The sequence below is a fragment of the Pseudomonas sp. ICMP 561 genome, assembly GCF_002699985.1.
Taxonomy (GTDB): domain Bacteria; phylum Pseudomonadota; class Gammaproteobacteria; order Pseudomonadales; family Pseudomonadaceae; genus Aquipseudomonas; species Aquipseudomonas quasicaspiana.
In genome coordinates this window covers 278,265-299,288 of the sequence record NZ_LKBT01000056.1, presented here as the reverse complement: position 1 = coordinate 299,288, position 21,024 = coordinate 278,265, and the positions used below count along the sequence as shown (strand labels likewise).

Genomic DNA, 21,024 nt, shown 5'->3' with positions numbered 1-21,024 from the left:
ACATGCCTTCTGGCTGCGTCTCATGTATCGCGTGCAAGCAACGCTCCCACATAGACCGCGCAATTCCGTAGGAGCGCGCTTGCCCGCGATTCAGGCACTGCGGTGTATCAGGCATACCGCGTTATCGTTCTTCGTGGGCAAGCCACGCTCCCACAGGCGATCGCGCTATCCGTAGGACCGGCTTTAGCCGGGAGGGTGTCGGGACATTCACTACATACTCTTCGTCAGAAATACCGCTCTCCCGGCTAAAGCCGGTCCTACGGATTGCATGGAACCGTTTGAGCATTTCACTAAGGTAATCGCATCCAGATGAAAATTTCCGCCGCCGCAAACCTTTTCCATAACGGCAGCTCAAAGCTCCATCATCGACTGACCGAGACATCCCGTGGACGCCCATACCCAACGCCGCAACAACCGCTCACTGGATGCCCTGAATTTCTTTCTTGCTGATGTTCGCGACGGGCTCGGGCCGTATCTGGCTATTTATCTTTTGGCAGTCCACCACTGGGATCCGGCAAGCATTGGCATTGTCATGACGGTGGCGGCGATCGCGGGTCTGGTGACCCAGGGACCGGCAGGCGCATTGATCGACAGCACTCATTACAAACGAGCCGTGGTCGCAATCGCTGCGCTGCTGGTAACGGCCAGCTGTCTGGTGCTGCCCTTCACCTCCTCAGTCAGCCTGATTGCGATAACCCAAGCGGTCAGCGGGATCGCCGCGTCAGTATTTGTTCCGGCAGTTGCTGCCATCTCCCTGGGTATCACCGGCCCCAAAGCGTTTACCCGGCGTACCGGACGCAACGAGACCTTCAACCATGCAGGTAACGCCTGCGCAGCGATGCTGGCTGGCGGCTTTGCTTACCTGTTTGGTCCTATCGCGGTGTTTTATCTGATGGCGGCGATGGCCGTCGCCAGCGTCATTGCAATCAGTTGCGTGTCGGCCAAGGCGATTGATCATGATGTAGCCCGCGAACTGAGTCATGGAGATGCACAGCACGGCGCTCAGCCTTCCGGCTTCAAAGCATTGGCAAGTAATAAAACACTGCTGTTGTTTGCCGCCTGCTGCGCCCTCTTCCACCTGGCAAACGCGGCGATGCTGCCGTTAGTGAGCCAGAAGCTGGCACAGGTGAACCTGCATTTGGCCACACCGTTGACGTCAGCCTGCATCGTCGCTGCCCAGTGGGTCATGGTGCCTGTCGCGCTGCTGGTGGGTGCAAAGGCTGATGTGTGGGGACGCAAGCCACTGCTGCTGGCAGGCTTTCTGATCCTGCCCATTCGCGGCGTGCTTTATGTGCTGTCCGATAACCCTTTCTGGCTGGTCGCCGTGCAACTGCTCGACGGTATTGGCGCGGGATTGTTCGGCGCGTTGTTCCCTCTGGTGGTCAAGGACCTGACGCAAGGGACCGGGCGGTTCAGCGTCAGCCTCGGGATCATCTCGACAATATTCGGGCTGGGCGCGGCGTTGAGCAACGGACTGGCCGGGATCATCGTCCAGAACGCGGGCTATAACGCCGCTTTTCTGACCCTGGCGGCCATTGCTACAGCCGCACTGCTGTTGCTGCTGGCGATGCCGGAAACGCTGACCGCCAAGGAGCATCCGGGAGAAGCGACAGACTCGGCCCTCCCGGCCGCCTGACGCAGCATTACATCACGTCCTGACTGGGCGCTCGCTGCGTGCCCAGTCAGTCACCAGACTGTAACCCACAGCCAACAGCGTCGGGCCGATAAACAGGCCTATGAAGCCGAAAGCCAACAAGCCACCAAATACACCCAGCAACACGATCACCAGCGGCAGGTTACCGCCGCGACTGATCAGGTAAGGCTTGAGCACGTTGTCCACGCCACTGATGATGAACGTGCCCCAGATGGCGAGGAAAACGGCCATGCCGTAGTTGCCATTCCACGCCAGCCACGCGGTCGCAGGAATCCATACCAGCGGCGGGCCCATCGGAATCAGACTGAACATGAAGGTCATGATGCCAAGCACCAAGGCACCGGGCACCCCGGCAATCAGAAAACCGATCAACGCCAGCACAGCTTGTGCGGCGGCGGTGCCGATCACGCCGTTGACCACTCGCTGGACGGTGCCTGCCACCAGATCCAGATAATATTGCGCCCGGTCACCGATCAAACGCTCCAGCAAGCGCAGCACAAAAGCCGCCAGTCGCGGGCCGTCCCGGTAGAAGAAGAACACGAACACCAGGCTCAGGGTCAGCTCAAGAATCCCGCCGCCGATCTGCGCACTGCGCGCCAACAGCCAGTTGCCCACCTGCCCGAAATAAGGCTTGAGGGTGGTCATCATCGCCGCACCCTGCTCATCGATGCTGTTCCAGAACGCGACCAGTCGCTCGCCAACCAATGGAACGCTGCCCAGCCAGCCGGGAGGATCGGGCAAGCCGTCGACCTGGATATCCTTGACCAGTGCTGTCGCGTCACGCACATGATCAGCCAGATTGAAGCCGAGCCAGACCAGCGGCGCAGCGACCAGAACCATCCAGCCCAGACTCAGGATCAAAGCCGCGAGGGACTCGCGGCCGTTGAGCCAGCGTGTCAGCAGGCGCATCAGTGGCCAGCTGGCAAATGCCAGCACCGCGCCCCAGAACAGCGCCGACCAGAATGGCGCCATCACCCAGACACAGGCACCGAGCAGCGCAAGGAGCAGAATCTGCACCAACAGGCGATCGTTATTGAACATGAGCGTTTTCCAAAAGAAGGGTCAGGACATCAGAAGTGAAGCATAACGGCGAACAATGACGACGTCAGTGTTCGCCGCGGACCAGCCTATGAGCTGCGTTCAGCGAATGAGTTCGATAAGCAGGCCAGGTGTATCGCCGCTCCCCGCTTCCAGACGGGCCGCTCGCACGCCCTTGCTGACCAGCGCCTCACGCCAGGCTTCGGCTTGCGGGCCGGATACCGTGGCACGCAGGCTGCTGTCGAGATTAAGGCCGCGGGACAGTAGCGTCAGCCATGCGTCCTGAGGGGCACCCACCAGTTTGGGTAGCGCCAGCTTGCCGGTGCTTTTCAATTGCCGAAGCAGCGTACCCGACGTCGGCATAAGCTCGCCCAGTGGCGCGGCGGCGTCGAATTGTTCCACATGCAGATAGGCTCGGCGATTACCCCTGGTGATGCTGTAGAGGGCCACCAACGTGTCGGCTTTTGGCTCGGCCAGACGCAGCAAAAGATAAGCCTGTTGCTCGTCAGCGCCATACAATTTGGAGTTGCCGAATACCTCGTTGGCCCACAGGCTGCTTTCACCGCAGTCCCGGGCCTGACACCAGAACAACAACTCCGCATTTTGCGCCTGCAAGGCTTCACGCGCAGCCGTGAAGGCCTCATAAGAGGTACGTTCAGCAGGCAACTGATAAGTCACGCCAGTGACGTTGCCCCTCGCGCTGACCTGACCGTCAAAACGCAACTGGCCGCTGATCTTGCGGATCGAGCCCATGGGATAGATGCGTTCCAGCTCGGAAGCCGGACGATAATCGACAATTTCGGCGTCGGTGAGCCTTGGCACTACCTGCAAATCACTGCTGCCGGGGACGTCCGCCGCCCATAACGACGTGCTGAGTACAGATGCACACAACGTCACTCCGAGCGTACGGGTAAAACCAATACGCGCGCTCATCGCGGCACGTTCGGGAAAATAGCGTTAACGGGCAGTTCAAAAAGTGCAGCGATACATAGATCCATCATGATTGATTCCTGTTTCAACTCGCCCAGCCTCGGCAGTTGCCCCTCGCAAGTCAAGGCGTAGCGAAGAAGCGATTGAAACAGTCTGCAACAGCGCCTGCCCCGGCTTCGTCGTTCAAATGCAGATGATGGCCTCCTGACAGGCTCGCCACCTCAAAAGGCAGCCTTGAAAGCAGCGATTCGTTCTGTGCCAGCAACCCTTGAGAAGCTACTACCAAATGTGTCGGACAGCGGATTGCCTCGACGAATGCCGTGGCTTGCTCACGGGTTATGCGAATCGCAGACGGCAGAGTCAGCCGTCCGTCACTGCGCCAGGTGTAACCGCCCGGAACCGGCATCAGGCCGCGCTGGGCCAGCAATTCGGCGGCTTCACGGCTAACGGCGACTGCACCTTTCATTCGCGCGCAAATAGCTTGCTCCTGATCGGGGTAAACCGGTTTGCGCTTGTTGACCAGACGCAGTTGCGCCTGCAATGACTTGCCCAGTTGCCCGGGCGCATTATCAGCATCGCCCGTCGGGGGAATCAGCCCGTCAATCAAGGCCAGTCGCGAAACACGCTCTGGCACCGCTGCGGCGAGGAACACGGATATGATTGCACCCAGAGAATGACCGAGTAGCGAAAACTGCTGCCAGCCCAGTTGCTCGGCGACTTGCAGCACATCGTGAACGTAGTCCGCCAGCGCATAACCTGCTCCCGGCGGGCGGTGACTGGAATGACCATGCCCCGCCAGGTCCAGCGCAACGATGCGCAAGCCATCAAGCCGTGGCGCCAGACGCGCAAAGCTATTGGCATTGTCGAGCCAGCCATGCAGCGCAATCACCGGCTGGCCGTCTTCGGGACCATACAAGTGGGCAGCCAGTTCGATATGCGGCAAGCTCAGGCGGACTTCCTCCACAGAATGGCTCATACCCCAGCGCCTGCGGTCCAGCGGCTGAACAGCGATTTGAGCAACTGTGCCGTCGCTTCCGGTTGCTCGAGTGGAAACATATGGCCACCGGGCATCGACAGATATTCCCCCAGCGGCATGCGTCTGACAGAACGTGCATGATGGCGCATCACAACGCGACTGTGCTCACCGCGGACCATCGCCAGCGGGAGTTTGAGCTGGCGGGAAAGACCGGGGCTGGTGTGCGGCACACTGCGGTAAATACTGATTTCCGTGGCAGCGTCGAAACGTAGCCGTAGCTGTTCGCCGTCGCTCTGCAAACCATGCTGCAGATAGGCGTCGAAACACTCGGGATCGAAGCGGCGGAACAGGGTTTTGCCGGAGAAGTAGCGACGCGCCGACTCAAGATCTGCAAACGCCTCGCGACGTCCCAGCGTGCGTCCGGCCGGGGTAATGCGGTCAATGAAACCAAATCGTTTGGCGGCGCGGATCATCCATTGATCAGCCAGAGTCAGCACTGGCGAATCGAGCATGACGACGCCGCGATACAGCTCAGGACAGCGCATCGCTGCGTGCAAGTGCAATACGCCACCCAGAGAATGACCCACTCCCCATACGGGTTCGGGCTGCTCGCGCAAATGGTGAATCAGCTCGTCCACCAGATTCAGCCAGTTATCATCCACCGGAAAACGCGGATCGTGGGCATGTTGCTCCAGGTGGCTCACGATGTAGTCCGGAGCCAGCGCGGAAAACAGTTTGCCGTAGGTGCCTGACGGAAAACCGTTGGCGTGAGCGAAGAACACCTGTTGCGACATGCCGGAGCACTCATTGAACCAGATCAGTGGTGATTGTGCGCAATGAGCCGATCACTCGGCAATGATCGTAACGGCCATCGAACATGACGATCCGGCCACCGCCCGGCACAACAGGCATCTAGCGTGCGGGAGGTTCCTGCCCCAGCGGTACAACCGCAACAGTCAGCCGGGAGATGCAACTGGCCTTGCCCTCCTCGCTGGTCAAACGGATATCCCAGACATGGGTCGTGCGACCGATATGTACCGGGTGCGCCACAGCCGTAACCCGACCACTGCGCACGCCACGCAGATGGTTGGCGTTGACCTCAATGCCGACGCAGAAATACTTGCTGGTATCGATGCACAGATAGCTGGCCGAAGAACCCAGCGATTCTGCGAGCACCACCGACGCACCGCCATGCAGCAGGCCGTAAGGCTGATGAGTCCGCTGGTCGACCACCATGCTGGCGGTCAGGGAGTTCTCGGTGAAGGATTCGAAACGAATATCGAGCAATTCAAGAATGGTGTTTTTACTCTTGGCATTGAGTTGCTCAAGGTCCGGAGTTTCGTGCCACAGGCTCATAGTCAATCCTTGTCATGAAGCGCTCGAACACTGAGCGCCGGGAGTTCATCTGCCTTGCTGTCATTACACAAAATGCAATCGAATGTTTTGTGTAGGAGATTACTCTGTGCCCTGACACAGCGCTGTCGCGAAGCAAACACGGACCCTGTAGGAGTGAGCTTGCTCGCGATTCGACTTCATGGTTAACGAATTTATCGCATTAACTGGCGCTATCGCGAGCAAGCTCACTCCTGCATAGACCTGAGTTTGCAGATAGACAGCGCGGTGTCAGGGCAAAGGGCAATCTCTATCAAAATAGCAATAATCAAACGTGCCGAACGCTCAACAACTCCATCGTTCCGGCCAGTGCAAAGTCACCTTTCAATTCCGCCAGACTGGCCGTACTCATTGGCTGAGATTGTTGATGACTGCCGTGCACCGCAAGACCGATAAGGGCCCCCACCAACGGTTGATGGCTGACCAGCAACACATCCTCCGCGGCATAAGCGTCCAGTTGAGCAAGCACCTTGCCTGGATCACTTTCCGGAACAAGCCACGGCACTGTGACCACGGGCTCACTGAAACCCAATGCCTTATGTACCAACTCGGCGGTCTGCTGCGCCCGCACATAGGGACTGGCGAAGATTCGCGTCAGAGGCTTACCCAACAGGTGAGCTGCACTTTGCAGCACCTCCTCACGACCATGGCCTGTCAGCTCGCGTTGCGCGTCACTGCGCGCATGCGCCTGCGCTTCACCGTGACGCAGCACCCATACCTTCACAGCTTGGGCTCCTCATCACGCACCGGGTGCGCGGCAGGAGGAACACTGTGTGGCGTTTCGCCTTCCGGCGCACGAGGGGTCGGCCAGTCAGCAAACGGCCAGGGTTTCTGATCACTGTGGAACGTGCCGAAACGGCCGATCTGCGCAAGAAACTGGCTCAGGCTGTCACCGAAATTCATCAGGCTGCCACTCGGTGCCCCGTAGATCAGGCGATAACCCAGCTGGACCAGCACCACGCCTGCCAGCAGCAGTTCAGCCAATTGCCAGATCACCACGAACAGCACCATCCAGAGGATGCGCAACAAAATGGACTCATCTTGCTTGATTTTGGACTCGTTCAAGATCTTCTCCCTGTATGAGTGTTTCAGTTGAAACCGGTGATGGAGATGAAGTCCACATCCGTTTTCGGCTCGGCACGCATCAACTGCTCTATGACCTGACTCAGCGTACGACCCTCGAAAAGAATTGCATGCAGGCCCGCGACCAGTGGCATATATACCTGCAGCTCATCAGCCTTGACCTTAAGTACTTTGAGGGTATTGACCCCTTCGGCGACTTCACCGAGCCGATTGACCGCCTCTTCAAGACTCAGGCCCTGCCCCAGCGCAAAACCCACCTGATAATTGCGACTCTTCGGCGAAGAGCAGGTCACGATCAGGTCACCGACGCCCGCCAGTCCAAGAAAGGTCATGGGGTTGGCACCCTGGCTGACCGCAAAACGGGTCATTTCCGCGAGCGCGCGGGTGATCAGCATGCTCTTGGTGTTTTCGCCCATGTCCAGCGCTACGGCCATACCGGCAATGATCGCGTAGACGTTTTTCAGCGCCCCGCCCAGTTCTACACCAAAGCGGTCGTTGCTGGCGTAAACCCTGAACGTCCTGCCGTGCAGCACTTCCTGAACCTGCATACAGAGGTCTTCGTCTTCGCTGGCGACGACTGTTGCAGTCAGTGCATGCTCGGCAATTTCTCGCGCAAGATTGGGACCGGACAGCACGCCAATGCGGGCTTGAGGCGCAATGTCTTCGATGATCTGGCTCATCAGTTTGAAGCTCTGCGCTTCGATGCCTTTGGTCAGGCTGACCAGCATTTTGCCCGTCAGGCGCTCTACATGCGGCGCAAGTACGCTACGCAGCGCGCTCGACGGCAGGGCGACGAAAACCAGTTCGCATTCATCCAGCGTCGCCGTCAGGTCTGTGACTGGTTCAACCAGAGGCAGGATTTTAATGCCTTTGAGGTAGCGAGGGTTCTCGCGATTGACACGAATGGCCTCGGCCTGCTCGGGGTCGCGCATCCATTGGCGGACGGGACGGCCATTCTCCGCCAGCAAGTTGGCCACTGCGGTACCGAAGCTGCCGCCACCTAGAACCGCAACAGGTTGCTGTGTGGTCATAAAGACATCCATTTAGAGCCATCTCATCTGGCGATGGCGGCATTATACGGAGCATGGCGATGGCGGCCAGTGACAACGTTCATTGCCAGGTGGTTCTTGGTAGTGGCTCTTGTGTACATATCCGTTACCGCGGGCATGGCTGATATTGGTTGCGCCCTTACGGCGCCTCACTTTTGTGAAGCGCAAAAGTAAGCAAAACGCTCTTGCCCCACCACTCGGCACCTCGCTGTCGCTCGGTGTCCCCGCCCGCAGATCCTGAACCGTGGGCCGCCGCAACGGGCCATCCATGGCCCAATGCGGCTAACCCGGCGTCCTGCCCCTCTTCAACTCAAGGGCGTCCCACGGTTCAGAATCTGCGTTCGGCCAGCGTGGTTTAACGGGGCGCCCAAGATCAAAATCAAAAGCGCGGCGGCCTGACAGCCGACCTGATTGTGTGGGTTTGCCGGGCACCTGTAGGAGCTGCCGAAGGCTGCGATGCGGTGTGTCAGATGTCGAATGCGTTGGTTGTGGTGACGTCTCGCGAACAAGTTCGCTCCTACCGGTCCGAGACGATCCCGCTATTTTCGCTCTGCTTTTGATCTGTTCTGATTTTGATTTTGATCTTAAGCGCCCCGTTAAACCACGCCGGCCGGAATTCGATATTGCTGCGTGGGGCAAACCGGCAGGGATGCCGGTTTAGCCGCCTCAGGCCATGGATGGCCGGTGGCGGCGGCCCCACGCAGCAATGTCGGATTACGGGTATGCCGAGCGACAGCGAGGCACCCAGTGGTGGGGCAAGAGCGCTTTGGTTACTTTCGCGCTCTTCGAAAGTGACGCGCTGTAAAAGCGCAACCAATATCAGCCGTTACCGCAATAACGGATATACACACAAAAACTACTACACCAAAAACCACCCAACCACACCCCGCGTGGCAATAAGCCGTGTCTCGGTTAACATGCCGGGCATGAATAGAGCGGTAACCGGACGAACACGTATGGACACGCCTGTGGCTTTCTCGAACAGACTTCTGCGCTGCACTGCAATCGCGGCACTCATGTGGGTGAACTGCGCCACGGCGTCCGCTGCCGATATTTTGCTGACCGCTGCCAGAACCAGCCCGGGCATCCAGAACTTTGTGACCGAGCTGAGCCAGCGTCGCCCGAACGACCAGATACGTTTTGTGGAAACCGACAAAATGCCGTCCCCCGGCAAAGTCAGCGAACACACCCGACTTGTACTGCTGGACACCCCAAGCCTGGACTGGCGACTGAGCGACAGCGAAGGCCCGAGGACGCTGGTACTGCGCGTCAGTCGAATCCAGGCCCATGAACGACTGGGTGAAAAGCGCCCTCCTACGTTGAGCCTGCTGTGGAGCGATCCGCCGGTGACACGCCAACTGCTGCTGATCCGGCACCTGCTGCCCGAAGCCAGACAAATCGGCGTGCTGTTCAATAACCGAAGCCAGTTCCTGCTCAAAGAGTTGCGCCATGCGGCACTGGCCATGGGATTGCGGGTGATATCCCAGCCGTGGACACCCAGTGCAGAAAACCAGTCATTGCAGAACCTGCTGATCCGCAGCGACGTATTGCTCGGACTTGATGACCCGGACCTATACAACGCCAAAACCGCCAAGAACCTGTTGCTCAGCAGCTATGCTCATCAACAGGCACTGCTTGGCCCCAATGCATCATTTGTCAAAGCGGGCAGCCTGGCGAGTACTTACAGCGATGAAATCGATTGGCTGGACACCCTTGACGCGCTGCTCGACAAAACGCCCGAGCAATGGCCGCGCGCACTGTATCCGCGACACTTCAAAGTCATGAGTAATCCACGCGTGGCCCAGTCCCTGGGCATTATCGCCATCGACGATGCCGCAGTGACCATCAGCCTGAGTCAGGCGGAGCAGCGCCCATGAAGGTTCGTCGTCACTGGGACATCAACACCCGCACACAGATGATCAGCCTCGGCCCCGCTCTGCTGCTGACGCTGTTGCTGATCTGCTTCTTTACCTTTGTGCGCATTCAGGATCTTCGTCAGGAGCTCAATCACACAGGTCAGCTAATCGCCAACCAGCTAGCGCCCGCATCGGAATATGGCGTGATTGTCGGTAACGATGAAGTCCTCAAAAGCCTGATGCGCGCGACGCTATCGACGCCTCACGTGCGCTTTATCGAAGTTCAGGACAGCCTCAACAAGGTATTGGTTTATGTCGAGCAACCCGGTGGCCCTGGAACGCACCCCAAGCAGGTAGAGATATTTCAGGCGCCGATTCGCTCGCAACAGATCAAGCTGGGCAAGGATTTCCTCGGCAACCATGATGACAACGTCAGCGCCGCTCAGGATTATCTGGGCCGGGTGCTGGTCGGTATGTCCAACGAAGCTTTCAGCGAGCGTCAGCAGGAAATCCTGCTCAAGGCCGGCATTCTTGCGCTGTTCGCATTGCTGTTCACGTTCATTCTCGCAAGACGCCTGGCCTCAAGCCTGTCGCAACCCATCAGTGCAATGGGCGAAGCGGTAAAAGCGATCCAGCAAGGCGATTACCGGACACCGCTGCCCGTACCTGACGACGCGGAACTCGGTGATCTGGCGCGCCACATCAACAACCTTGCAGCGAACCTGGACAAAGCCAGCCGTGAACAGCAGCGCTTCATTGATCAATTGATTCAGGCCCGTGAAGAAGCCGAACGCGCCAACGGTGCAAAGTCGGACTTTCTGGCGATGATGAGCCATGAACTGCGCACGCCCATGAACGGTGTACTGGGCATGTTGCAGTTGATGGAAACAACGCAGATGACTGAAGAGCAGACCGAATACGCGGCGCTCGCCACCGAATCAACTGAACATCTGTTACGAGTGATCAATGACATCCTGGACTTTTCCCGTTTCGAGCGGCAATCGCTGGAAATGGAAAACATCGCTTTCAATATCGCGGATCTGGTCAGCACCTCGAGTCAGGCCTTCAGCCACGATGCGCAGCAACGCAATCTGTTACTGCAATTGCATATCCAGCCCGGGCTTGATCAGTTGCGGGTGCAAGGCGACCCAACCCGTATCCGGCAGATTCTGGTCAATCTGATTGGCAACGCGCTTAAATTTACCGAGCGAGGCAGCGTTGATATTGAGGCTGAATACGAAACGCTGGATGAGGGGCGCATTTTGTTCGCATGCCATGTGCGTGACAGCGGGATCGGTATTCATCACGACCGTCTGGAATCGATGTTCGACGCTTTTCAGCAAGCTGACAGCTCGATCTCCAGACGTTACGGAGGCACGGGACTGGGCCTGCCCATCGCTCGCACATTGGCCGAACGTATGGGCGGAACGCTGCGCGCGCAAAGCACAGAGGGGTCAGGTTCGCTGTTCAGCCTGGAAATCCCGATGGCCCTCGTGCGCGAAACCGTCGACGCGCCAGACAGCACTGAATCCGCAGTGGACACCGATGGTGAGCAACGTAACGTGTTGCTGGTCGAAGACAACGAGGTCAACTGCGCGGTGATTCGCGCCATGCTGCACAACCTCGGTTATCAGGTGGCCGTCGCCAGAGACGGCGCACAGGCAGTCAGCATGGCTGGCAGCGGACAATATGCAGCGATTTTCATGGATTGCCGACTGCCGGTCATGGACGGCTACGAAGCCACGCGCCACATTCGACAATTACCCGGTCTGAGTCAGGTACCGATCATCGCTCTCACCGCCAATGCGTTGCAGGGTGACCGCGACGCCTGTTTACAGGCGGGGATGAGCGACTACCTGGCGAAACCCTTCAAACGCACTGATTTACAGCAGGTTTTGCATAAATGGATTCCCTTTCGGGCAACTGTGACTGGCGATAATTGTTAAATTGCGGCAGTCTTGTCCGCTAAATCGACCTTCGTGGTCGGCTGGATGGCAAATTTCAGTGCACAAGTGTACTTTCATTTCCCTTGTGCTGTGACTTTCACTACAACGCAATAGTCTATGAGTAGGCTGCCGGCAGACCCCTGGCGAGTCAGCCGGCCAGGACTGGCTTCCGGGTCACACGATACCCCGCCCTGCCGCACGAGATTATTGAGGAGCTCGCATGACCAAACAAAACGCCTTTACCCGGGAAGACTTGCTGCGCTGCAGTCGCGGTGAGCTATTCGGCCCAGGTAACGCGCAACTGCCCGCCCCTAACATGCTGATGGTCGATCGGATCACTCATATCAGCGAAGAGGGTGGCAAGTACGGCAAAGGTGAATTGGTCGCTGAGCTGGATATCAATCCGGACCTGTGGTTCTTCGCCTGTCACTTCGAAGGTGACCCGGTAATGCCGGGCTGCCTTGGCCTTGATGCCATGTGGCAGCTGGTTGGCTTTTTCCTCGGCTGGCAGGGTCTGCCAGGCCGCGGTCGCGCACTGGGTTCGGGAGAAGTAAAGTTCTTCGGCCAGGTCTTGCCGACCGCCAAAAAAGTCACCTATAACATCCAGATCAAACGCGTCCTCAAGGGCAAGCTGAACCTGGCCATCGCTGATGGTTCGGTCACTGTCGACGGGCGCGAAATCTACACCGCCGAAGGCCTTCGCGTCGGCGTATTCACCTCCACTGACAACTTCTAAGGGTTATCCGCATGCGCCGCGTCGTTATCACTGGTCTGGGCATCGTTTCGTGCCTGGGCAATGACAAAGAGACCGTCTCCGCCAACCTGCGTGCAAGCCGCCCTGGCATCCGTTTCAATCCGGAATATGCCGAAATGGGTCTGCGTAGCCAGGTTTCCGGCTCCATTGACCTCAACCTTGAAGAGCTGATCGATCGCAAGATATTTCGCTTCGTGGGTCACGCGGCAGCTTATGCCTACCTGGCCATGAAAGACGCCATCACTGATTCGGGCCTCACCGAGGAGCAAGTCTCCAATCCGCGTACCGGCCTGATCGCTGGCAGCGGAGGTGCATCGACCCTGAACCAGATGGAAGCGCTGGATATCCTGCGCGAAAAAGGCGTCAAGCGCGTTGGCCCGTATCGCGTTACTCGGACCATGAGCAGCACGGTTTCCGCTTGTCTGGCTACGCCATTCAAGATCAAGGGCCTGAACTACTCCATCGCCTCTGCCTGCGCCACCAGTGCTCACTGCATTGGCACCGCCATGGAACAGATTCAGATGGGCAAGCAGGACATCGTGTTTGCCGGTGGTGGTGAAGAGGAGCACTGGAGCCAGTCGTTCCTGTTCGACGCCATGGGCGCACTGTCCAGCAAGCGCAATGACACCCCGGAACAGGCTTCCCGCGCTTACGACGCAGACCGTGATGGCTTCGTCATCGCTGGCGGTGGCGGCATGGTCGTTGTAGAAGAGCTGGAACATGCTCTGGCTCGCGGTGCCAAGATCTACGCTGAAATCGTGGGCTACGGCGCTACTTCCGACGGCTACGACATGGTCGCGCCGAGCGGCGAAGGTGCAATCCGCTGCATGCAGATGGCCCTGTCCACCGTTGAAGGCCCGATCGACTACCTGAACACTCACGGCACTTCGACTCCGGTCGGCGACGCCAAAGAGATGGAAGGCGTTCGTGAAGTGTTCGCTGGCAAGGCTCCGGCCATCAGCTCCACCAAGAGCTTGTCGGGTCACTCCCTGGGCGCCGCAGGCGTTCACGAAGCGATCTACTGCATGTTGATGATGGAAGGCAACTTCATCGCGGGTTCGGCCAACATCGACGAACTGGACCCTGTTGTCGCTGACATGCCGATCCTGCTCAAGACTCAGGAAGATGCAAAGATCGACCAGGTCATGAGCAACAGCTTCGGCTTCGGTGGCACCAACGCTACCCTGGTCATGAAGCGCTGGCAGGGCAAGTAATTCCGCCCTTGCTGTAGATACAGCTTCAGCTGTGTAAAAAGGCGCCTTTCGAGGCGCCTTTTTTATGAGCACCGATTTTATAGGCCGAGCAAACACTATGCGGGTAGGATATTTTCCTTTACCTACAGCCGAGGCCGCCATGTCTGTCATCGTCAGCACTGTTAGCCCTGACGGGTTTCGCCACAAGATCGACATCAACCAGCAGCACGAAGTGTTCACTGACCTGCCCGTTGAGCTGGGTGGCGAAAACTCCGCGCCCTCCCCCCATGATTACTTCGATGCAGCGCTGGCCTCGTGCAAGACACTGACCGTAAAGCTGTACGCGAAGCAGCATGACATCCCGTTGACAGGCGTCACCGTCAAGGTCACTCACGACGACAGTGAGGAAAGACAGGGAAAGTACCGCCTGAACGTAGAACTCTACCTGGAAGGGGCTCTCAGCGAACAGCAGCGCACGGTATTGCACCGCATCGCGGATCGCTGCCCCGTCCATAAGCTGATGACCACCGCCGAGATCACTATCAACACCCAACTGGCCTGACTGCCGAGAACCGCCTGATGCTTACCATCAAACCCCGCGCCGAAGACGTGGAAGGCCAGCCGATACTGCGCCCCCTGCCCTCAGCCAGATGCCGCAGTGTCGGCCCGTTTGTATTTTTCGATCACATGCTGGAAACGGAGTATGCGCCGGGCAAAGGCATTGATATTCGCCAGCATCCGCATATTGGCCTGTCGACGCTGACGTATCTGTTCGAGGGCCGCCTCCTGCACAAGGACAGCCTCGGCAGCGATCAGCAAGTGACGCCAGGCGACGTCAGCTGGATGACCTCCGGCGCAGCCATCGCACACATCGAGCCCCCCCCCGCCGACCTCATGGCCAGCGGCTCGCGCATGCACGGTTTGCAGGTGTGGCTGGCTTCGCCCAAGCCACATGAGCAGGGCGAAGGTCATTACAGCCTTCACCCGGCCAGCAGTCTGCCTGTCACTGACAACCCTGGTATTCAGATAAGGATGATTGCCGGAACCGGCTTTTGCCTGACCTCCCCGGTGCCGGTGCTGTCGCCGACGCTCTATGCCGAGCTGCACATGCAAAACGCGACGACTTTGCTCATCCCTGATGAACATGAAGAACGTGCGCTGTATGTGCTCAGCGGTGAAGCGTCAGTGGACGGCGAAGCAGTGGAAGCCAGAACATTGGTGGTGCTGGAGCCAGGCAAAGAAGTGAATCTGTGTGCGGAGAGTGAGTGTCACGCGGTGCTGATTGGCGGCGCACCACTGGATGGGCCACGGCGCATGAACTGGAATTTCGTCGCCAGTGATCAGGAACTGATCGAACAGGCAAGAACCCGCTGGGCAGCTGGAGACTGGCCGACAGTGCCTGGGGAGATTGGCAGGATTGAGCTGCCATAAAGCAACGGTAGGAGCGAACTTGTTCGCGAGGTTGGGCCTGCGTATCAAGGATACATCGCCTCGCGAACAAGTTCGCTCCTACCGTTATTCAGTCTCGCGTGTCAGCCTTTGAACACTTCATCCAGCAAGTTATGCATCGACACAAAGGCGCGCTTGGCGGTCTTTTCGTCGTACTGCATCATGCCCGGCGTTTGTGCGTGAGGGTCGGTGAACGAATGCACGGCCCCGCCGTAGCTCAGCAACTGCCAGTCCACACCCGCAGCATTCATTTCGGCTTCGAAAGCTGGCAATTGCTCTTTCGGCACCAATGGATCCGACGCACCGTGCAGTACCAGCACCGCACCCTTGATGTTTTTCGCATCAGCCGGGTTCGGCGTATCCAGCGTGCCGTGGAACGACACAGCTGCTTTGAGGTTAGCGCCGGTACGCGCCAGCTCAAGGGAGCAGCAACCGCCGAAGCAGAAACCGAAAGTAGCGACTTTATCAGCGTCAACCGGTGCGTCCGTCTGGGCCAGCAATTGATCCAGTGCAGCCTGCATACGCTTGCGCAGCAGCGCACGGTCATCCTTGAGCGGCATCATCGCAGCGCCAGCCTCATCGTTGTTCTGCGGGCGCGTACCTTGACCGTAAAGGTCGGCCAGGAACACTACATAACCCTGCTCTGCTACCGCCTGTGCAATTTTCTCGGCGCCTTCGGTTACACCCATCCAGTTTGGGGCCATCAACAGACCGGGACGTGACGAAGCGTCACCCGAGTCGAATACCAAACGGCTCTCGAAAGGTTGACCGTCGATCTGGTACACCACTGAACTCACGGAAACGTTGCTGCTCATCGTTGACTCCTCAAGTAATGAAAGACAAATGGGTGGAGCACAATCAGAAAACCCGCCGAAGCGGGTTTTCTTTGACTCGGAATATTAAACCGACAACTCGACCAATAACTTGTTCAGACGGCGCACGTAAGCCGCCGGGTCCTTCAAGCTATCACCGGCCGCAAGCGCAGCCTGATCGAACAGGATGTGCGACAGGTCACCAAAGCGCTCTTCACTCTGCTCGGCATCCAGCTTGCCGATCAGCGGATGCGCCGGGTTGAATTCGAAGATTGGCTTGGAGTCCGGAACCTTCTGCCCGCTGGCTTCGAGAATCTGACGCATCTGCAAGCCAAGGTCGGCCTCGCCAATGGCCAGGATCGCTGGAGAGTCAGTCAGACGATGAGAAACCCGGACTTCGCTGACAGATTCGCCCAGAGCCGCTTTTAGACGCTCGATCAGGCCTTCTTTATCCTTGGCGATTTCTTCCTGAGCTTTCTTGTCCTCTTCGGAATCAAGCTTGCCCAGATCCAGATCACCACGTGCCACATCAACAAAACCTTTGCCATCGAAATCGCTGAGGTAGCTCATCAGCCACTCATCGATACGGTCGGTGAGCAGCAACACTTCGATGCCTTTCTTGCGGAAGACTTCAAGGTGCGGGCTGTTCTTGACCTGTGCGTAGGTTTCACCGGTGAGGTAGTAAATCTTGTCCTGACCTTCCTTGGCGCGAGCCAGGTATTCGGCCAGAGAAACGACTTGCTCGCCGCCCTCTTCGTGAGTCGAAGCGAAACGCAGCAGACCTGCAATTTTCTCTTTGTTGGCGAAGTCTTCTGCCGGGCCTTCTTTCATGACCTGACCGAAGTTTTTCCAGAAGCCTTTGTATTGCTCAGGCTCGTTTTTCGCCAGTTTTTCCAGCATGTCCAGGACACGCTTGGTCAACGCCGATTTCATTGAATCGATGATCGGGTCTTTCTGCAGAATTTCACGGGAAACGTTCAGGGACAGGTCATTGGAATCGACCACGCCTTTGACGAAGCGCATGTAAAGCGGCAGGAACGACTCAGCCTGATCCATGACGAACACGCGCTGAACGTACAGCTTCAGGCCACGCGGCGCTTCACGCTGATACAGGTCGAACGGCGCACGGGCAGGCACGTACAACAGCGAGGTGTATTCCAGCTTGCCTTCGACCTTGTTGTGGCTCCAGCTCAGCGGATTCTCGAAGTCATGGGCGACGTGCTTGTAGAACTCCTGATATTCCTCGTCCTTCACTTCAGTACGAGGACGGGTCCATAGCGCGCTGGCGCGGTTGACGGTTTCCCACTCGACAGCAGGAACCTCTTCACCTTCCGCAGCGGCGGATTCTTTCGGCAGCTCGATCGGCAACGCGATGTGATCGGAGTATTTCTTGATGATGTTGCGCAGACGGTAGCCGTCCGCGAACTCGTCTTCACCGCTCTTCAGGTGCAGAACGATACGAGTACCGCGCTCGGCCTTCTCGACGTTGGCAACTTCAAACTCGCCTTCGCCTTTGGAAGACCAGTGCACGCCTTCGCTGGCAGGTGTGCCAGCGCGACGGCTGAATACTTCAACCTGATCGGCCACGATAAAGGCCGAATAGAAGCCCACACCGAACTGACCGATCAAGTGCGAATCTTTTTTCTGATCGCCAGACAGGTTTTTCATGAAATCGGCGGTGCCGGACTTGGCGATGGTCCCCAGGTGGGTGATCACATCGTCACGGTTCATACCGATACCGTTGTCTTCCAGCGTGACGGTTTTCGCTTCCTTGTCGAAGCTCACGCGAATTTTCAGCTCAGCGCCGCCTTCGAGCAGGTCCGGTTTGGACAGTGCTTCGAAGCGCAGTTTATCGACGGCGTCAGAGGCGTTAGAGATCAACTCGCGAAGGAAGATTTCCTTGTTGGAATACAGCGAGTGGATCATGAGGTGCAGCAGTTGCTTCACCTCGGTCTGGAAGCCCAGGGTTTCCTTTTGAGTTTCCACACTCATGGTCATCAAACTCCAATCAGATGGCATAAGCCGCCAGACACAAGCCGGAACCGGTGTCTGGCGGCGGGTTGTCATCAAAGTGGGGGCTGGGTCTCGGATTTCAAGGGCTTACCTGATTCGATCGACAAGTCGTCAATTTTCAAATGCGCTCGCACCTTGACAACCAGCTCTAAAGCGAGGGCGCGCAAAGACCGCGACATTCGTCATCCGCATCAATGACGAGCGCGCTCACAGTGAGGACAGGTGCGAATTTGAGACAGACACGCAAACACCAGCGTTCGGGCCTGCTATGATTTTCTCGGAATAAGCCAGCACCCGCGTGATGCCATTTGCGTACACACTGATTTAATTACACTGCAGATTCCTGACAGTGGTCGATCCATAAAGAAAACCACTGACACGCTCAAACACAAGGCTTTCACCCGTCAGGCTCACAACCTCTTTTATATTTTTATCGAAAGTTGCCGTGACTGCCGCACAGCCCCCGTGATTGTGCGCCCGGCGTACACATTCAATTCGCGAAAAAAGAGTTGGAACTTAACTTAATGCGCAAGGCTCTTAGGCTCGTAGATATTCAATAAGGAGAAACACCCCATGCGCAATACTTTAGCTTATGCCTTGATGCTCTCTGCCACCTTGGGCCTTGCCGCTTGCGACAAGAAATCCGAGAACACTCAACAAGATGCGAACAAAGCCGCTCAAGAATCTCAAGAGTCCATGCAAAAGGCTCAGGACAAAGTGAACGACGCGGCCAAAGAAAGTCAGGAAGCCGCTCAGAAGAATGCCGAGGCGGACGCACAGCGCGCCCAGGAAGCTGGCAAGACGACTCAAGATCCAGCGACTACCAAGTAAGCCGAAAAGTTTCCCCGACTTTTCATATAATAAAGCCCGCCATGAGCGGGCTTTATTAGTTACGAGTTTAATACACTCGCCTGTCGATATTTTTCTGAACGCTTATCACACGCCATTAAACATCAGGCCAGCGCCTCATTACGCTTGCCGATAATCCGGTCGCAGACAAATGCTACGCACAGAACAATGACGGCCGGGATCAGCCAGGCCAACCCCTGATCGCTAAGGGGCAAGTTGCTCAAGGCATGAGGCAGGTAATCTTTGAAACCGGCGCCTTTGATCGCATCAATCAGACCGAACACAAACGCCACCAGCATCACCGGCGCAACGATACGAGCCTGGGAATACCAGAAGTTTTTGCAGAAACTCAGCGCGACCAGAACGATGCAGGGCGGATAGATCGCCGTCAGTACCGGAATCGAGAACAGAATCAGTTTGGTCAGACCCAGATTGGAAACCAGCAACGAGAACGCTGCCAGAATTATCACCAAGGTTTTGTACGACAATGGCAGTACCTTGGCGAAATACTCGGCACAGGCGCACGTCAGGCCCACGGCGGTGACCAGACAGGCCAGCGAGATAAGCACCGCAAGGAAACCGCTCCCCAGCGAACCGAAGGTATGCTGCACGTAGGCATGCAACACCGCCGCACCATTACTCGCCCCTGCTGCGACGGCATGACTGCCGGAACCCAGACGGAACAGACTGATGTAAACCAGTGCCAGCCCTACCCCGGCAATCAAACCGGCAATGATCGCGTAACGGGTGATCAGGCGCGGCGACTCGACGCCTCTTGAGCGAATAGCGTTGACGATGACAATGCCGAACACCAGTGCACCCAGGGTATCCATGGTCAGGTAGCCATTGATAAAGCCTTGGGAAAACGGTGCTGCGACATAGGCGGGCTCAGCGACACCGATGTCTCCTGCGGGCAGTGCGAAAGCTGCAATCCCCAGCACCGCCAGCGCGATTATTTTCAGCGGTGCAAGGAAGCGCCCTACTGTGTCCAGCAATCGGCCTGGGTAAAACGACACCCACAGCACAATCAGGAAATACACGAGGCTGTAGAGAAACAACGCAGTGGCGCTGTCTCCAGTCAGCGGCGCGAGCCCGACTTCGAACGATACAGTCGCCGTGCGCGGTGTGGCGAACAGTGGCCCTACGGACAGATAGCAAACTGCGGCGAGGATACTGCCAGCGACCTTGCCGATGGGGCTACTGAGCGCATCCATTGCGCCACCGACCTTGGCCAGCGCGATGACGGTGACAACGGGCAGACCGACTGCCGTGACCAGAAAGCCTAACGCGGCCATCCATACATTCGGCCCGGCCTGCAGGCCTACGATGGGCGGGAAGATGATGTTGCCAGCCCCTACGAACAGGGCAAACGTCATGAAACCCAGTGCCAGGATGTCCTGACCTTTCAACACTTTCATTGAGAAAACCACACTTCAGAATCGGAATTGGAGGGCGACTTCCCGTTGAGTGGGGGAAATTCATGCCGGTCCTTTTAGGACGAGCCGCTGTGCGGCGGCTCCTTGTGAGACCCGCGATGCACAAAATGGCGGCTAGCCTAACCAATTTGCGTGTTTATTGCACTAATAGAGGGCGAAGCGGCCGATGAACGCACGGTTGGGGGGTTTGGTTTATCTTGCACCGGTTGTTTTTGTGTACATATCCGTTTTTGGGGTAACGGCTGATATTGGTTGCGCTTTTACAGCGCCTCACTTTTGATGGAGCGCAAAAGTAAGCAAAACGCTCTTGCCCCACCACTGGGTGCCTCGCTGTCGCTCGGCATACCCGTAATCCGACATTGCTGCGTGGGGCCGCCGCCACCGGCCATCCATGGCCTGAGGCGGCTAAACCGGCATCCCTGCCTGTTTACCCCACGCAGCAATGTCGAATTCCGGCCGGCGTGGTTTAACGGGGCGCTTAAGATCAAAATCAAAAGCAGATCAAACGCAGCAGTTTTATCCCGGACCGGTAGGAGCGAACTTGTTCGCGAGACGTTAGCATATCCAACACAGGTTTCGTCTGACACACCGCAT

19 protein-coding genes are annotated in these 21,024 nt (G+C 57.5%); 8 read left to right on the top strand and 11 right to left on the bottom strand.

The window, feature by feature from the left end; translation table 11 throughout:
- The first annotated feature begins 385 nt into the window (after positions 1-385).
- Complete coding sequence (locus AO242_RS25220; RefSeq protein WP_027897943.1) at positions 386-1,636, top strand: MFS transporter; 1,251 nt, start codon at positions 386-388, stop codon at positions 1,634-1,636.
- A gap of 12 nt (positions 1,637-1,648) precedes the next feature.
- Here the strand turns inward: AO242_RS25220 and AO242_RS25215 are convergent, their stop codons facing one another.
- The 8 genes from AO242_RS25215 to AO242_RS25180 all read right to left on the bottom strand — a co-directional run bounded on the left by AO242_RS25215 (position 1,649) and on the right by AO242_RS25180 (position 8,104).
- Positions 1,649-2,695, bottom strand: a complete 1,047-nt coding sequence (locus tag AO242_RS25215) for an AI-2E family transporter (RefSeq protein ID WP_099270823.1) — start codon at positions 2,693-2,695, stop codon at positions 1,649-1,651.
- Between the two features lie 99 nt (positions 2,696-2,794).
- Positions 2,795-3,625 (bottom strand): DUF4892 domain-containing protein, encoded by an 831-nt coding sequence (locus AO242_RS25210; RefSeq protein WP_099270822.1) that lies wholly within the window; start codon positions 3,623-3,625, stop codon positions 2,795-2,797.
- A 118-nt stretch (positions 3,626-3,743) separates the two neighbouring features.
- Positions 3,744-4,598 (bottom strand): alpha/beta hydrolase, encoded by an 855-nt coding sequence (locus AO242_RS25205; RefSeq protein ID WP_099270821.1) that lies wholly within the window; start codon positions 4,596-4,598, stop codon positions 3,744-3,746.
- Positions 4,595-5,392, bottom strand: coding sequence for an alpha/beta fold hydrolase (locus AO242_RS25200; protein WP_099270820.1), 798 nt, complete (start codon positions 5,390-5,392; stop codon positions 4,595-4,597). The genes AO242_RS25205 and AO242_RS25200 overlap by 4 nt, the downstream gene beginning before the upstream one ends.
- A gap of 118 nt (positions 5,393-5,510) precedes the next feature.
- The gene (locus AO242_RS25195) at positions 5,511-5,954 is read right to left on the bottom strand and encodes a hotdog fold thioesterase (RefSeq protein ID WP_027897938.1); all 444 of its coding nucleotides are present in this window, start codon (positions 5,952-5,954) and stop codon (positions 5,511-5,513) included.
- A 304-nt stretch (positions 5,955-6,258) separates the two neighbouring features.
- On the bottom strand, positions 6,259-6,714 hold the full coding sequence (gene sixA / locus AO242_RS25190; protein ID WP_099270819.1) for a phosphohistidine phosphatase SixA: 456 nt from the start codon (positions 6,712-6,714) through the stop codon (positions 6,259-6,261).
- Positions 6,711-7,055: a DUF4389 domain-containing protein gene (locus AO242_RS25185; protein WP_027897936.1), complete on the bottom strand. Its 345-nt coding sequence runs from the start codon at positions 7,053-7,055 to the stop codon at positions 6,711-6,713. The genes sixA and AO242_RS25185 overlap by 4 nt, the downstream gene beginning before the upstream one ends.
- Positions 7,056-7,078: 23 nt before the next feature.
- Positions 7,079-8,104, bottom strand: a complete 1,026-nt coding sequence (locus tag AO242_RS25180) for an NAD(P)H-dependent glycerol-3-phosphate dehydrogenase (RefSeq protein WP_099270818.1) — start codon at positions 8,102-8,104, stop codon at positions 7,079-7,081.
- Between the two features lie 974 nt (positions 8,105-9,078).
- Here AO242_RS25180 and AO242_RS25175 point away from each other — a divergent pair.
- The 6 genes from AO242_RS25175 to AO242_RS25150 all read left to right on the top strand — a co-directional run bounded on the left by AO242_RS25175 (position 9,079) and on the right by AO242_RS25150 (position 15,302).
- The gene (locus AO242_RS25175; RefSeq protein WP_373562255.1) at positions 9,079-9,999 is read left to right on the top strand and encodes an ABC transporter substrate-binding protein; all 921 of its coding nucleotides are present in this window, start codon (positions 9,079-9,081) and stop codon (positions 9,997-9,999) included.
- Positions 9,996-11,924 carry a response regulator gene (locus tag AO242_RS25170; RefSeq protein WP_099270817.1) on the top strand — a complete coding sequence of 643 codons (1,929 nt, stop codon included), beginning with the start codon at positions 9,996-9,998 and terminating at the stop codon, positions 11,922-11,924. Before AO242_RS25175 ends, AO242_RS25170 begins: the two co-directional genes overlap by 4 nt.
- A gap of 220 nt (positions 11,925-12,144) precedes the next feature.
- Positions 12,145-12,660 (top strand): 3-hydroxyacyl-[acyl-carrier-protein] dehydratase FabA, encoded by a 516-nt coding sequence (fabA, locus tag AO242_RS25165; RefSeq protein WP_027898655.1) that lies wholly within the window; start codon positions 12,145-12,147, stop codon positions 12,658-12,660.
- A gap of 11 nt (positions 12,661-12,671) precedes the next feature.
- Positions 12,672-13,892: a beta-ketoacyl-ACP synthase I gene (fabB, locus tag AO242_RS25160; RefSeq protein ID WP_027898654.1), complete on the top strand. Its 1,221-nt coding sequence runs from the start codon at positions 12,672-12,674 to the stop codon at positions 13,890-13,892.
- Positions 13,893-14,031: 139 nt separating this feature from the next.
- The gene (locus AO242_RS25155) at positions 14,032-14,433 is read left to right on the top strand and encodes an OsmC family protein (protein ID WP_099270816.1); all 402 of its coding nucleotides are present in this window, start codon (positions 14,032-14,034) and stop codon (positions 14,431-14,433) included.
- A 17-nt stretch (positions 14,434-14,450) separates the two neighbouring features.
- Positions 14,451-15,302, top strand: coding sequence for a pirin family protein (locus AO242_RS25150; RefSeq protein WP_099270815.1), 852 nt, complete (start codon positions 14,451-14,453; stop codon positions 15,300-15,302).
- Between the two features lie 101 nt (positions 15,303-15,403).
- Here the strand turns inward: AO242_RS25150 and AO242_RS25145 are convergent, their stop codons facing one another.
- Positions 15,404-16,135: a dienelactone hydrolase family protein gene (locus tag AO242_RS25145; protein ID WP_099270814.1), complete on the bottom strand. Its 732-nt coding sequence runs from the start codon at positions 16,133-16,135 to the stop codon at positions 15,404-15,406.
- Positions 16,136-16,219: 84 nt separating this feature from the next.
- Complete coding sequence (gene htpG, locus AO242_RS25140; protein ID WP_099270866.1) at positions 16,220-18,124, bottom strand: molecular chaperone HtpG; 1,905 nt, start codon at positions 18,122-18,124, stop codon at positions 16,220-16,222.
- A gap of 594 nt (positions 18,125-18,718) precedes the next feature.
- Between htpG and AO242_RS25135 the strand changes: the two genes are divergently transcribed.
- On the top strand, positions 18,719-18,976 hold the full coding sequence (locus tag AO242_RS25135) for a hypothetical protein (protein ID WP_087267897.1): 258 nt from the start codon (positions 18,719-18,721) through the stop codon (positions 18,974-18,976).
- Between the two features lie 122 nt (positions 18,977-19,098).
- On the opposite strand, the gene brnQ is transcribed toward AO242_RS25135, so the two are convergent.
- The gene (gene brnQ / locus AO242_RS25130; RefSeq protein WP_099270813.1) at positions 19,099-20,412 is read right to left on the bottom strand and encodes a branched-chain amino acid transport system II carrier protein; all 1,314 of its coding nucleotides are present in this window, start codon (positions 20,410-20,412) and stop codon (positions 19,099-19,101) included.
- Between the last annotated feature and the right edge of the window lie 612 nt (positions 20,413-21,024).

Coding starts and splice junctions, on each gene's coding strand:
- AO242_RS25215 (WP_099270823.1), bottom strand. CDS start 2,695: ATGTTCAATAACGATCGCCTGTTGGTGCAGATTCTGCTCCTTGCGCTG.
- AO242_RS25210 (WP_099270822.1), bottom strand. CDS start 3,625: ATGAGCGCGCGTATTGGTTTTACCCGTACGCTCGGAGTGACGTTGTGT.
- AO242_RS25205 (WP_099270821.1), bottom strand. CDS start 4,598: ATGAGCCATTCTGTGGAGGAAGTCCGCCTGAGCTTGCCGCATATCGAA.
- AO242_RS25200 (WP_099270820.1), bottom strand. CDS start 5,392: ATGTCGCAACAGGTGTTCTTCGCTCACGCCAACGGTTTTCCGTCAGGC.
- AO242_RS25195 (WP_027897938.1), bottom strand. CDS start 5,954: ATGAGCCTGTGGCACGAAACTCCGGACCTTGAGCAACTCAATGCCAAG.
- AO242_RS25180 (WP_099270818.1), bottom strand. CDS start 8,104: ATGACCACACAGCAACCTGTTGCGGTTCTAGGTGGCGGCAGCTTCGGT.
- AO242_RS25175 (WP_373562255.1), top strand. CDS start 9,079: ATGGACACGCCTGTGGCTTTCTCGAACAGACTTCTGCGCTGCACTGCA.
- AO242_RS25170 (WP_099270817.1), top strand. CDS start 9,996: ATGAAGGTTCGTCGTCACTGGGACATCAACACCCGCACACAGATGATC.
- fabA (WP_027898655.1), top strand. CDS start 12,145: ATGACCAAACAAAACGCCTTTACCCGGGAAGACTTGCTGCGCTGCAGT.
- fabB (WP_027898654.1), top strand. CDS start 12,672: ATGCGCCGCGTCGTTATCACTGGTCTGGGCATCGTTTCGTGCCTGGGC.
- AO242_RS25155 (WP_099270816.1), top strand. CDS start 14,032: ATGTCTGTCATCGTCAGCACTGTTAGCCCTGACGGGTTTCGCCACAAG.
- AO242_RS25150 (WP_099270815.1), top strand. CDS start 14,451: ATGCTTACCATCAAACCCCGCGCCGAAGACGTGGAAGGCCAGCCGATA.
- AO242_RS25145 (WP_099270814.1), bottom strand. CDS start 16,135: ATGAGCAGCAACGTTTCCGTGAGTTCAGTGGTGTACCAGATCGACGGT.
- htpG (WP_099270866.1), bottom strand. CDS start 18,124: ATGAGTGTGGAAACTCAAAAGGAAACCCTGGGCTTCCAGACCGAGGTG.
- AO242_RS25135 (WP_087267897.1), top strand. CDS start 18,719: ATGCGCAATACTTTAGCTTATGCCTTGATGCTCTCTGCCACCTTGGGC.
- brnQ (WP_099270813.1), bottom strand. CDS start 20,412: ATGAAAGTGTTGAAAGGTCAGGACATCCTGGCACTGGGTTTCATGACG.